Source organism: Xanthomonas sp. NCPPB 1067 (assembly GCF_020783795.1).
GTDB lineage: Bacteria > Pseudomonadota > Gammaproteobacteria > Xanthomonadales > Xanthomonadaceae > Xanthomonas > Xanthomonas melonis.
This window is the reverse complement of record NZ_JAJGQG010000011.1, coordinates 118254-131010: the sequence shown is the minus strand read 5'-3', so window position 1 is coordinate 131010 and position 12757 is coordinate 118254. Positions and strand designations below refer to the sequence as shown.

At 69.7% G+C, this 12757-nt stretch carries 9 protein-coding genes; 1 reads left to right on the top strand and 8 read right to left on the bottom strand.

Features of this window, described 5'->3' with window-relative positions; genetic code table 11:
- The 8 genes from LL962_RS10880 to LL962_RS10845 form a co-directional block, all read right to left on the bottom strand.
- Nucleotides 1–2163 (bottom strand): serine/threonine-protein kinase (locus LL962_RS10880; RefSeq protein ID WP_228316902.1); only part of this gene is annotated, 2163 nt, incomplete at its 3' end.
- A 4-nt stretch (nucleotides 2164–2167) separates the two neighbouring features.
- Nucleotides 2168–2884 carry a PP2C family protein-serine/threonine phosphatase gene (locus LL962_RS10875; protein ID WP_228316901.1) on the bottom strand — a complete coding sequence of 239 codons (717 nt, stop codon included), beginning with the start codon at nucleotides 2882–2884 and terminating at the stop codon, nucleotides 2168–2170.
- Complete coding sequence (tagF, locus tag LL962_RS10870) at nucleotides 2881–3456, bottom strand: type VI secretion system-associated protein TagF (protein WP_228316900.1); 576 nt, start codon at nucleotides 3454–3456, stop codon at nucleotides 2881–2883. Before tagF ends, LL962_RS10875 begins: the two co-directional genes overlap by 4 nt.
- Nucleotides 3453–6980 carry a type VI secretion system membrane subunit TssM gene (gene tssM, locus LL962_RS10865; protein WP_228316899.1) on the bottom strand — a complete coding sequence of 1176 codons (3528 nt, stop codon included), beginning with the start codon at nucleotides 6978–6980 and terminating at the stop codon, nucleotides 3453–3455. The genes tagF and tssM overlap by 4 nt, the downstream gene beginning before the upstream one ends.
- A complete protein-coding gene (icmH, locus tag LL962_RS10860) occupies nucleotides 6977–8227 on the bottom strand; it encodes a type IVB secretion system protein IcmH/DotU (RefSeq protein ID WP_228316898.1) in 1251 nt (416 codons plus the stop codon). Before icmH ends, tssM begins: the two co-directional genes overlap by 4 nt.
- Nucleotides 8228–8231: 4 nt before the next feature.
- Entirely contained in the window at nucleotides 8232–9566 is a 1335-nt protein-coding gene (gene tssK / locus LL962_RS10855) for a type VI secretion system baseplate subunit TssK (RefSeq protein WP_228316897.1), read from the bottom strand.
- Between the two features lie 485 nt (nucleotides 9567–10051).
- Nucleotides 10052–10519: a nuclear transport factor 2 family protein gene (locus LL962_RS10850; protein ID WP_228316896.1), complete on the bottom strand. Its 468-nt coding sequence runs from the start codon at nucleotides 10517–10519 to the stop codon at nucleotides 10052–10054.
- Complete coding sequence (locus tag LL962_RS10845) at nucleotides 10516–11415, bottom strand: oxidoreductase (RefSeq protein WP_228316895.1); 900 nt, start codon at nucleotides 11413–11415, stop codon at nucleotides 10516–10518. The genes LL962_RS10850 and LL962_RS10845 overlap by 4 nt, the downstream gene beginning before the upstream one ends.
- 234 nt (nucleotides 11416–11649) lie before the next feature.
- Here LL962_RS10845 and LL962_RS10840 point away from each other — a divergent pair, with 234 nt between their 5' ends.
- Nucleotides 11650–12531: a LysR family transcriptional regulator gene (locus LL962_RS10840; RefSeq protein WP_104587831.1), complete on the top strand. Its 882-nt coding sequence runs from the start codon at nucleotides 11650–11652 to the stop codon at nucleotides 12529–12531.
- Nucleotides 12532–12757 lie beyond the last annotated feature (226 nt).

Below are 12757 nucleotides of genomic sequence, written 5' to 3'. Positions count from 1 at the left end.
GGCCACGCGCTGCCGCCAGGCCGGGTCGCTGGCGGGCTGTGCCAGGGCGGTGGCCAACGCCTGGCGGGCGCCAGCGGCGTCGAGCGGCGTAGCCGTGCGCGGCGCGCGGCTGGCCTGCTGTTCGGCCAGCTGCACGTCGGCGTTGCGCAGCTGCAGGCGCAAGGAGTCCGGGAAGGCGGCACGGGCCTGGTCGATCTCACGACGCGCGGCGCTCAGTTGCCCGGCGGCCACCGTCTGCGCGATGGCCTCGTCCAGGCCCACCTCCAGCGCCGAGTGGCGCAACAGGCTGCTCTGCGGATCGATACGACGCACCTGATCCAGCGTGGCCAGCGCGTTGTCCGGCTGGCTGCGGAACAGCAGGCCGGCATCGAGCTGGCGATTGAGCGCGGTATCGAGTGCGTTGAGGCGTTCGTTCTTCTCGCGCTCCATGGTCTGGCGGCGCGCATCCAGCGATGGCGAGTACAGCCGCAGACGATCGCGCAACGCGAACACCTGCAATGCGCCGCGATAGTCGTCGCGGCCATTGGCCGGATTCCACACTGCATCCAGGCGGCGCAGCAGGAAATCCTCGATCAGGTCGCTGCGGTCGGTGAGCAGGCGGCGGCGGTCGTCCGGCTCCAGACTGGACAGCGCCTGCATGGCCTGGGCTTCGTCGCGATAGCGCTGCGGATCCTGCGCGCCGAAACGTGCGATCACCTCGGCCAGATGCTGCTGATGCAGATAGCGGTGGATCCCCCACCCGCCCGTGCCCAGCACCGCCAGCGCGGCGGCGCCGTAGCCGAGCAATGGCAGCGCGCGTTCGCGCAACGGCACCTGGCGCAGACCATCGAGCAGCTGCTCCACGCGCTTGAGGCGATGGGTGGCCGGGAAGGCCACCGCCGCGCACAGCGTGGCGTACTGGCGCCAGGTCAGGCCGGGGACCGGCGGCGGGCGGCGCCCCTCGCGCAGTGCCACTTCGGCACTGAGTTTGTCGAACGGGTGCTTGCCGGTGAGCAGTTCGAAACACACGCAACCCAGCGCGTACAGATCGTCGGCCGGAGTCGGTGCCTGGCCGCGGATCATCTCCAGGCTGGCGTAGGCGGGCGTCAGCGCGCCCAGCGTGGCGGCATCGAACAAAGTCTGTTCGCCCGCCGCATCGGCGGCGTGTTTGCCGGCGCGCGCGATGCCGAAGTCGAACACCTTGGCCACGTTGTCGCGGGTGACCATGACATTGCCGGGCTTGAAATCCGAATGCACCACCCCGGCCGCATGCGCACGGATCAGCGCGCGGCCCATGCCCTCGATCAACGGCCAGGCCTGCTTGAGCGGCATGCCGTTGTAGGCCTGCTCACGGATCAGCGTTTTCAGATCGCAGCCGCCGATGTACTCCATGGTCATGAAGACCAGGGTGCGGTCCTTGTCGAAGTCGTACACGCGCACGATGTTGTCGTGCGCCAGTTTCTGCGAACGGCGCGCTTCGCGTTGCAGCGCCACCAGCGCGTCCGGGTGGCGGCGGAATTCGTCGCTGAGCACCTTCACCGCCAGCCATGGGTCGCGGTCGCGCGCTTCCACCTTGCGTTCGTCGCGTGCCAGATACACCACGCCCATGCCGCCGCGGCCGAGTTCGCGCTCCAGCAGGAAGCGGCCCTTGAGCAGGCTGCCGACGCCGGCGTGATCGCCGCCGGCCGCATCGGCAAGCTGCTGCCAGTTGGACAGGCTGGCGGTGCCTGCGGTGCCGGTGCCGGTTCCGGTTCCGGTCAGGGTGCCCAGGCCGGTCTGCGTGCCCAGACCCACACTGGTGAGGCTGGGCGCGTCGCCGGGCAGTGGCTGCGCCGGTTGCACGCGGGTGATGTCGTCGTCGGCGACGTGTACCGCGTCGCGACGCGGCATCACCACGGTGGCGTCGTCGTCGATCGGCGGGGAGGTGGATGCGGTGGGCGCGACGAACGCGTGACTGCCAGCGCCGTCGCGCAAGGCCTCCAGGCGGCTCACCAGGGTGGTGACGGTGACATCGTCCAGCAGCTGCTGTCGCTGCAGTTGCCACAGCGTTTCCACGCCATCGCGGTACTCGGCCTCCGGCACCGCCGCGCGCTTGCCCAGTGCGGCCAGTACGGCCTCCAGATCCAGTGCACCGCGGCGCATGGCGGTGACCAGTTCGGTCACGGTGGCGGTGTCGTGGTGCATGCGCTCACTCCTGCAGACGGACGACGACGGCGGTGACGTTGTCGCGCGCCGCCCTGCCCATCGCCAGTTCGAACAAGCGCGCCAGCAGCGCGCGCGGATCGCCGAAGCGGTGACTTTCGGCATCCAGCTCCGGGTCGGGGATTTCCTTGTTGATGCCGTCGCTGCACAGCACGAACTGCGTGCCGGGCAGGCTGGGCATGAGCACCCAATCGACGAACAACGGTTCCTGCGCGCCCACCGCGCGGGTGAGCACGCCGGCCGCGGCAGCGGCGGCCTGGGCGTTGCCGAACCGGGTCACGTCCTCGCGCACGCCGTGCACGTGGTCGCGGGTGAGCTGGCGCAGCGGGCCGGCGTGGCGGGCGTAGATACGGCTGTCGCCGACCCAGCCGCACAGCATGAAATCCGGGTCGTGCACCAGCACTGCCACGGTGGTGGCGATCATGTCCACGCGGCGCTGCCGCGCGGCGTGCAGCAACTCGGCGTTGATCTGCGCCAGGGCGTCGTCGATGGCATCCAGGAAGTCGCACAGGTCCGGCGGGCGCACCAGGGTGCCCAGGCGCTGCACCAGCAGCTGGCTGGCGTAATCGCCGGCGCTATGGCCGCCCAGGCCATCGGCCACCACCCACAGGCCGGCCTCCTCGCGCACCAGCAGCGCGTCTTCGTTGAGGCGGCGCACCTTGCCGGTTTCGGTATGCCCGGCCGATCGGTAGGGCGCGCTCATCGTGTCACCTCGGTGATGTCCTGCTCGGCCAGCAGCCACTCCAGATAGCGTTCGGCGGCGGGCAGCCCGCCCAACGCCTGCGCCGCGTCCCCTGGCCGCCACCACAAGGACTGGCCGTGCGCCGGCGCCGGTGCGGTGGATGGCGCTGCGGGCACCGCCAACGCGCACACCGCGGCATCGAAGCCGGCCGCGTCGGTACGCGCGCGCAAGGCGCGCCCCAGACAGGCGGCCAATGCGCCGAACCACGCCGGTGCCGGCAGGCAGGGCTGCGACAGCGGCATCGCCAGGGTCAGCGGAAAACACCGCCCCACCCGGTCTTCGCCCGGGCCGAGCACGCCGGCCCAGGCCTGCGCCCCGCACACGCCCGGCCCCAGCGCGAACGCACGCACCCCGCTGGCGCGATAGGCCGCCGGCCAGCGCGCGCCCAGCGGCTGGCGCACCGCCTCCAGGCAGGCAGCGAAGTGCGTATCCCAGGGCTGTACGAAGCTGGGCGGCAGGCGCCGCTGCACGAAATCGCCCACGCCGGGCAACTTGCCGTAGAAGCCGATCTGTTCGGTGGCCGGCATGCTCATCCGCCGCACGCGAAGTGCTGGACGTCGCTGTCCAGGAACGGATGGCGCAGGTTGCCCGCGCGCAGCGGTACCTGCACGTCGTGACCGCCGAGCGCGAAACTGGCGACGAAGCGCAGGTCGGAGGGATTTTGCAGATGCCCGTCCTGCAGCGCGCGGAACAGCGCCCAGTCGCCCTGGTAATCGAGCTTGCCCAGGGCCACGCCGTCGGCGCCGAACGCGGCGATCGAGACATGCCCCGGCACCGGGCCGGGCCAGATCATCGGCATGCTTTGCGCGGCGCCGGGCTGGTAGTCGTAGCGCTGTCCGTCGATATCGAGCGTGAGCCGGGTGACGCCTTCGCCCAGCGTGGGTGCGAGCACGGTGAAGCCCACCTGCGGAGCCGGCCCGCCGCGGAAATACTTCTGCCGGATGCGCTGCGCCAGTTGCAGCTGCGCCGGCAGGCCGGGCGCGCCGACCACCGCATCCGGGCCCTGCTTCCAGCGCCATTGCGGCGCCTGGGTGTCCAGCAGCGCCTGCACGGTGCCGGTGTACAGCGCATCCAGCCGGCCGCCGCTGCCGAACAGCTCGCCGAAATTCTGCAGCGGAATCTCCACCTGCGCGGTCGGGTCGAACGGGTAGCGGCCGCGGACGAAGTCGCTGCAGACCTCGCCGACCGATTGCCTGACCTGCGCATCCAGCGCTGCGCGCGCGCCCTGGGTCATCAAGGTGGCGCTGCTGCCGGCCAGGCTCTGCAGCCAGCCGCTCACCGGCGGCGGCAACTGCGCCATTTGCTGCCGCGCCAGCGCCAGCTGCGCGTTGGCGGCCGCGGCATCTCCGCCGCCCTGGGAGACCACCAGCAACTGCTTGCCGAGTTGATCGAGCACGCCCAGCAGATGATCCAGCGGCGTGCTGCCCGGCGCGCCCTCGGCCAGTGCGTTGAGCGCAAGAAAGTGCTCGCTGATGGCCGCACCCGGCGCTGGCGCCGCCACTGCCGACGGATCGGCCGGGGTGGCCAGTGCGGCGCGCATCGCTGCCCCGCCCGGCAGCTTGGCCACCGCGCTGCCGGCGGTGGCGGCCGCCTTGCCGGCCACTGCGGCGGCCGCGCGCTGCGCCGCATCCGGTGGCGGCGCGCGGTCCATCGCCTGGGTGTGTTCGCCGACCACGCCCAGCAACAGGCGCAGCGGCGAACTGGGGCCGGCCAGCTTGGCCGCGGTGGCACTGGCGGTGGCCAGATCGACGGCCGGACGCAGCTGCAGATCGGCCAGCAGCGCATCCCAGTAACGGATGTAGTCGGCTTCGTAGCGCTGCCCGACCTGGCGCGTCAGCGCGGCGCGGGCGGCCGCATCCAGCGGCGCGCCACCGAACACCCAATCGTCGCGCCCGAAGCGCTCCACCGCCTGGCCGATGCCGTCGCGCTGCAGGGCCGCGAACACCGGCTGGGTGTACAGCGCCGGCACCGGTGCGGACAACGGCGTACCGCTACGGCGCACGAAGGTGTCGGCGAGCAGGCCCAGCGATTTGTCCAGCCGCAGCGGCGTGCCGGCCGGCGGTGTGAGCAGCAGGTTGCCGTAGATCAGCGTGGACAGGTCGGCCGCCTGCAGGCTGGCTTGCGCCTGCGCAATGCGCTGCCCGTCCAGCGACAACGCACGCACGCGCGTGGGCGCGTCCAGCACGGCCTGCAACTGCGTGGCCAGCGCCTGCTGCTGCGCCGGATCGCGCGGGAACAGCTTGCCGGCCTCGATCGCGGCCAGCGCACTGAGCTGGGCCGGATCCAGGTGCTGCGGCTGGCCCAGCATCAGATAGCCCTTGAGCGTGTAGTACAGCGCCTGCGGTGCCTGCGCGTTGTCGACCAGGCCATCGCGAAAACGCACGGCCAACGCCGGCATCAGCGTGGCATTGAGCTGGCGCAGATAGCCGGCCTGCAGCGCATCGCCCAGCGCGTGACCCTGGAACAGGCCCATGCGCAGCGACCACGGCGCGCCGTCGCGATACTGCTGCGCCACCTGCACCACCGATTGCGTGGCGGCCGCCTGTTGCAGCGTGCGCGTCACATACTCGGGCATGCTGGCGGCGGTATTGGGATCGGGCACTGCCGGGCGTGCGTCCAGCGCCTGCTGCACCTGCGCCAGGTAGGCACGGTTGCCCAGATAGCTGGCGCCCAACCCGGCCAGCACCGCGCCACTCACCACCGCCACGCCGGCATAGGCGGCCGCCTGCAGCCAGGCCATGCGGCGTTGCCGCGATGGGGGCGTGTTGGCCAGCCCGGATTCGCGCAGCACCACCTCGCGCAGCAGGCGTTCGACGAAGAAGGTGCGGCGTTGCGCGCCCGGCACATGCACGCGCGCATCGTCCACCCCGAAGGTGCGCGCCACCGCGCCCATCATGCGGTCGATCGGCGTGCCTTCCTGGGTGCCGGAGGTGAAGTACACGCCGCGCAACAGCGGCGCCGGGCCGTAGGCGTTGCCGGCGAGACTGCCTTCGACGAACTGCCGCGCGCGCTCGCCGAGCGCAGCCAGCTGCTGCGGAAACGCCAGGATCGCCGCGCGCCGCAAGCGGTCGCGTTCCAGGTTCAAGCGCTCGAACAGGCGTGCGCTCAGGTGCTGCTGCAGCAGGTTGAATTCATCGGCGAAGCGGCGCGCGGCCTGGCCTTCCAGGGTCTGCGCCAACGGGAAGGTGATGCCCCACACCTGGCTGCGCTGCGCAGGGCTCAGATCGTCGAAGAACTCGCCGAAGCCACCGACCAGATCGCACTTGGTGAAGATCAGGTACACCGGCACGGCGGCTTGAAGCTGCTCGGCCAGCTCGTCCAGGCGGCGGCGGATCGCCTGCATGTGGGTCTCGCGCTCGCCATCGTCGAGCAGCAGCAGATCGGACATGCTCATGGTCACCAGCACGCCGTTGAGCGGCCGGCGCGGGCGATGCCGGCGCAGCAGGCGCAGGAAATCGCGCCAGGCACCGGCATCCACGGCCTGGTCCGAATCCTGGGTGGTGTAGCGGCCGGCGGTGTCCAGGAACACCGCTTCGTCGGTGAACCACCATTCGCAATCGCGGGTGCCGCCCACCCCGCGCAGCGCCGCATCGCCCATGCGTGCGGCCAGCGGAAACTGCAGCCCGGAATGCTGCAACAAGGTGCTCTTGCCCGAGCCGGGTGGGCCGATCAACGCGTACCACGGCAAGCTGTACAGATCGCCGCCGCGGCGCTTGCGCAGCAGCGCGATGGCCTGCTGGAAGCGCGCCTGCAGCTGCGCGCGCTCCTGGCCGCTGCGCAGCTCGCGGTCGTCGTCGCGGCCCGGCGCGGCCAGCGCGCTCGACAGCCGGCCGGCACGTCGCTGCGCCTGCCAGCGGCGCAATGCCAGCACGCCCAGCCACAGCACGATCACCAGCACGATGGCCAGCCCGCGCGCAGCCGCGCCGGCCAACGGGCTCCAGCCACCGATCGCCACGTACGGCCCGCCCACCCACAGCAGCACGGCGAGCAGGGCCAGGGCGAGCACGCTCACCACCAGCGTGGCGCTCAGCTTGGACAACAGCGTCTTCATCGTCATTCCCCCGGCTGGAACAGGATGTCCACGCGGCGATTGCGCGCGCGATTGGCGGGCACTTGGGGCGGCCGTACCAGCGGCTGCGAATCGCCGGCGCCCAGCGCCTCCACCCGCCCCGGCGTGGTCAGTTGCGCGCGCAGCAGCTGCGCCACCGCCTGCGCACGCGCCGCCGACAAGGCGTAGTTGTCGGCAAAGCGCAGCGAACGCACCGGCACGTCGTCGGTATGCCCGACCACGATCACCCGGCCCGGCAGTTGCTCGATCGCCGCGGCGATCTGCGCGATCAGGCCGCGCTGATCCGGCTCCACGTCCACGCCGCCGGAGGCGAACATGGCCGCGCTGCTCAGGCGCACGCGGCTCTGACCATCGGGCTGCTCATCCACGCTCAGCAACCCGTCGCGCTCGGGCGCGGCCAGCAATTGCTTGAGACGCACCGGCGGTGGCGGCAGCGGGGTGGCATCCGGCGGCGTGGCCGGCGCCAGCCCCCACTGCGCGGCCTGCGCGCCGATCGGTGCGGCCAGGCTGCTCAGGCGGGTCTGGAACCACACGAAGGCCACCACCAGCACGCTCAGCCCCAGCAGTGCAGCGGCCCACAGCGGCAGCAACCGCCCCAGCCGGCGGCGGTCTTCCACACCGCGCCAGCGCGGCGCCAGGCTGTCCGGCGCCGCGCCGCGCTCGGCGCGGATACGGCGGTAGAGATCGTCCTGGATCTCGCCCAGCCGGGCCAGGCCGCCGGCCTCGATCTGGTAGCGGCCGGCGAAGCCCAGCGCCAGGCACAGGTACATCAGCTCGATCAGGTCCAGATGCCGCCGCACATCGGCGCACAGCCGCTCCAGGATCTGGAAGAACTTGGCCCCGCCGTACGACTCGCTGTGGAAGACCACCAGCAAGGTCTTCTGCGACCAGCCGCTGCGCTCGCCCCACGGCGCGTTGAGCACCGCTTCGTCCAGCAACGCGCACAGCACGTAACGCGCGGCGGTGACCGCCTCCACCGGCGCGCCGCCTTGCCGTGCGCGTTGCTCGAAGCGACGGATCTGCGCCATCACCTGCTCGCGCAGGCGCGCCACCTCCGGCAACTGCGCGCTGTGGCGCAGCTGCACCGCCAGCAGCAGCAAGGGCGTGGCCGCCTGCACCAGCGGGTTGACGCTGCGCCCCAGCAGTTCGCTGATGTCGGTGTCGTCGGTGAGCACGGCATCTGCCGGCAACGGCGCCGCAGCGATCGGCTCCAACTCGGTGAGAGGACGGCTCATGCGCTCAGCTCCGGATCGCCCACAATTGCAACTCCAGCCCGGCGAATTCGCTGCCGAAGTGGAACGCGATACCGCCGGAGGTCTTCAAGCTGCGCCACAGCGCAGCGCTCTTGTCGAACTCGAAATACAGGTACCCGGCGTGGTACGGAATCTGCCGCGGCGCCACCGGCATCGGGTTGGCCACGATGCCGGGCAACTGCAGGTTGACCAGGTCGCGGATCTGCTCCACCGGGCCGATCTTGGCGTGCGCCGGCAGCAACCGGCGCAGTTCCTCGCTGGGCATCTGCGCCTTGGCGGCCAGCACGAAGGCCGCGCTGTCCAGCAGCGTGGGGTCCGGCACCATCGCCACCCAGACACCGAATTTGCGCGCCTGCATCGGCAATGGCGTGGCGGTCTGTTCGAGCACCGCGCTCAGGCTGCTGCGCAAGGCCGCGATCACCGGCTCGAAGCTGTCCTGCTGCGCCTCGTGCCGGTACACCGGCCAGGCCGGCGGGCGCTTGCCTGCTGCGGTGAAGGTGCTCAGCTCGCCGGCCAGCGCCAGCAAGGCGCGAAACAGTTCTTCCGGATGCACCAGCGGCGCTGCGGCCCAATGGGCGATCTGCGGCTGCCAGCGATTGACCAGCTGCAGCAGCAGGAAATCGGCGATATCGGCCGCGCCGCCGCGGTCGGTCAGCGTCACCCGTGCGGCCAGGGCTTCGCCGCGTTGATGCAACAACCCCAGCAGTTCGGTGAGGAAGGTGGTCAGCCGCGGCGCGGCCTGGCACACCATCGCGCTGGGAATGAAATGCGGATCCAGCACCACCTGGCGATCGGCACGGGTTTCGATGATGCGCGCCACCGCGATGCGGTCCAGCCCTTCCAGCGGTTGCGATTGCGGCAGCAGCCGCGTGCTCAGGCCGCCGACTTCCATCAGCACGGCCTCGGAGGTGCTGCCGGAGGCATCGCCGCTTTCGGTTTCGCGCACGCGGTAGCGGAACAACTGATCGACCGGCGATTCCGGACGGCCCAGCTCCGGCTGTGCCGGTACTTTCAGCGGTAAGGTGAGATAGACGATCTGGTCGCGGCAGTTGGGCTCCACGTCCATGGCCACCGGCAACGGATCGTCGCCCGGCATCGCGAACGGCGTGCCGTCGGCGAACACCCCGCGCGCGCGGCGCAGCCCCAGTTTGCCCACCGCCAGCAGGTCGGTTTCCCATTCCAGCTCGCTCACGCCCCAGGCATGCGGCCGCAGCCGCGCCGCACGCAGATCGACATAGCGCTCCAGGTAGCGTTCCTGTTGCTGCAGATGCTGCGGGCGCAGAAACAGCCCTTCGCTCCACACGACCTTGTTGTTGTGCATGATCCACCTGCGGTGAGAAAGACGGCCGCCGCGTGAGGCCTTGGCGCCCCGCCACGCTGTCGCTGGCAGTGCATGTGCGCTCCGGCACGCAGACCAATGGACCGGATCGATGGATGGATCTTGCGACGCCAGCAGCCGGTCAACCCGACAGAACGTCTCAGCCAACGGCGCTGCGCAGACAGCGTTCGCGCACGCGGATCGCGGTGGATACGCTGCGGTCGAACGCGCGTATGCACGGTGCGCAACCACGGACGGGGGCCGGCACGATGCCGGTTGCGCCTGGGCCCGACGAGGGCCGTGCCGTTCGACGCAGTGAAGGCAGCGCTGCAGTCACGCAACCGCGGCACGCGTTGCATGCCTGCAGGGTGGCCTGCAAGAAAAAACCGGCGCTGAGCGCCGGTGCGTCGGATACGTGTCGCCGTGTGCCCGGGCCAACTGCCTGCGCAACACTGCGCGAGCGGCCCGCGCCTGGTCGGGCCGGGCGGTCAGGGAAGCTGTGGCGTGCCGAAGGACTGGCCGCCGAACGGCTCGGTGTTCAACCACAGATAGGTGTAGGAACGGCTGGAAAAGCGCCAGCCGCTAGCGGTCCTCACGAAAGTGTCCGAATACATCGCCACATTGTCGTAGTAGTGATCTTCCGGGCCGGTGGCCAGCTCCCGGACAGGCCAACGCGCCGCCGCACGATCACCCTCGATCACGATCAGCCCGGTCGGTACCAGCTGGGTGAAGAAGTTGCGTTCATCGCGTAGTTGATGGAGCAATGCCGCAATGGCTTCGATGCCATCGCGCCTGAGGTTGAACGGCGCTCCGATCTCCCAGATGCCATCGTCCGTCCACAAGGCCTTGAAACCATCGTGGTCGGCGCGGATGCAGGTGTCGGCAAAGCGAGCCACCAACGCGCGGATGGCGCTTTCGTCTTCCAACCGTTGCAGTCGCTGTTCGAGGGTGGTCATTGGTGTGCCTCGTGTACGGGACGAGTGTGAGCGGCGATCCCATCCAGTGTTGCAAGCTGGTCTGCGGACAGCACCAGGTCGCAGGCCGCGAAATTCTCGGCCAGATGCGCCGGCGAGGAGGTGCCGGCGATCACCAGCAGATTGGGCGAGCGCTGCAGCAACCACGCCAGTGCCACCTGCCGCGGTGTGGCGCCCACCGCGCTGGCGACGCCGGAGAGTACGTCCGACTGCAGCGGCGAAAAACCGCCGAGCGGGAAGAACGGCACATAGGCGATGCCTTGCTGCGCGAGCGCGTCGATGAAGGCGTCGTCGTCGCGCTTGACCAGGTTGTAGTGGTTTTGCACGCATACGATCCTGGCCAGTGACTGCGCCTGCGCCAGCTGTCGCGCCGTCACGTTGCTCAAGCCGATATGGCGCACCAGGCCTTCGCGCTGCAGCTCGGCCAGGCAGGCCACCGGCTCGGCCACCGAGCTGTCGTCGGTGTCGCCCAATGCGCCCAGCCGCAGATTGACCACCTCCAGCGTCTCCAGGCCCAGGCTCTTCAGGTTGGCGTGTACCTGCTGCCGAAGGCTGTCCGGCGACAGATCGATGTTCCACGAGCTGTCGTTGCCGCGGGCGATACCGATCTTGGTGACGATAACCAGATCGTCGCGGTAGGGATGCAGCGCCTCGCGGATGAGCGCATTGGAGACGTGAGGCCCATAGAATTCCGCGGTGTCGATGTGATTGGCGCCCAGGGCAACGGCCTGACGCAGCACCGCCAGCGCCTGGGCCTTGTCGCGCGGCGGTCCCCACACATGGGAACCGGGCAATTGCATGGTGCCGTAGCCCATGCGCTTGAGCTGCAGGCTGGTGCCGGGCAGGGTGAAGGTGCCACCGAGTTGAGTGTCGGTCATGAGATGTCCTTGGATTGGTGGGCGGAGCGGCGTCTGCGATTGAGCGGGAGCGGCCGCTGCGGGCACGGCGCACGCTCGTCCGGGACGAGCTAATGTGACGTCGTGCCTGTGGCAGGGAAACGCTTCACTTCGGTAGTGCCGCTGCAATTTACGGCCGCGACCTCTGTGCGACAATCTGGTATAAATTGAACGGGCCGTACGAATTTCCGAACAATGAGCAATCGTCTGGGTGACATGGACGCGTTCGTGCGGGTGGCGCGCGCCGGGGGATTTCGGGAAGCGGCCAAGAGCGCGGGCCAGAGCGCATCCAACTTCAGCGATGCCATCAAGCGGATGGAGGCCTGGCTCGGCGTGCGGCTGTTCAACCGCACTACACGGAGTGTGGTGCTGACCGATGCGGGCAAGGCGCTGTTGGCCCGCATCGAGCCGGCATTGATCGAGCTGGAGGGCGCCAAGGAAGTGGTCAGCGCGTTTCGCGACACGCCGGCCGGTACGCTGCGCCTCAATGTGCCGGTCAGTGCGGCGCGGCTGGTGTTGCCGCGCATTCTGCCGCCGTTTCTGGCGGCCTATCCGGACATCACCGTCGAGGTGCTGACCGAAGAGAGCTTCATCGACGTGATCGCCGCCGGGTGCGATGCGGGCATCCGCTACGGCGAGCGGCTGCAGCAGGACATGGTGGCGATCCCGATCGGCCCGCGTGTGCAACGCAGCGCAACCGCGGCATCTCCCGGCTACCTGGATCGGCGTGGCCGCCCCAACCACCCGCGCGAACTGATCGACCACGATTGCATCCGTGGTCGTTTTCCAAGCGGCGTGATTGCCGAGTGGGAGTTCGAGCGCAAGGGGGAGATCGTCACCATCCTTCCGCGTGGGCAACTGCTGGTGGAGATCGGCGGAGGCCTCGATCTTGCGATTCAATCGGCAATCGCCGGAAACGGGGTCATTCACCTGTTCGAGCAATGGCTTGCGCCGCACCTGGCATCCGGCGCGCTCGAGCCGGTGCTGCGCCCCTGGTGGCAACCGTTTCCCGGCCCCTTTCTGTATTACCCCAACCGCAATCTCACCCCGCCCGCGCTGCGCGCGTTCATTGAATTCGTCAAACAGTTGCCTGACTGAGCCTTGCACCCCGCTCGCAGCGGCTTGCCAAGACGATGCCCGACACCGCGTGCTCTATTCCTGCATTGCAACGCTGCGAGTAGGCAGTCTTGCGACAGGATCCGGGGCTTGCTCGCCCAAGCGCTGCAGACAAGCCTTCGTCGCCACCTGCGACGAGCGCAACGAATGGACAATCCCCACCGAAACCGGCGCACGGACGTAGCCTGCACGCTTACGGCGCGCCGCA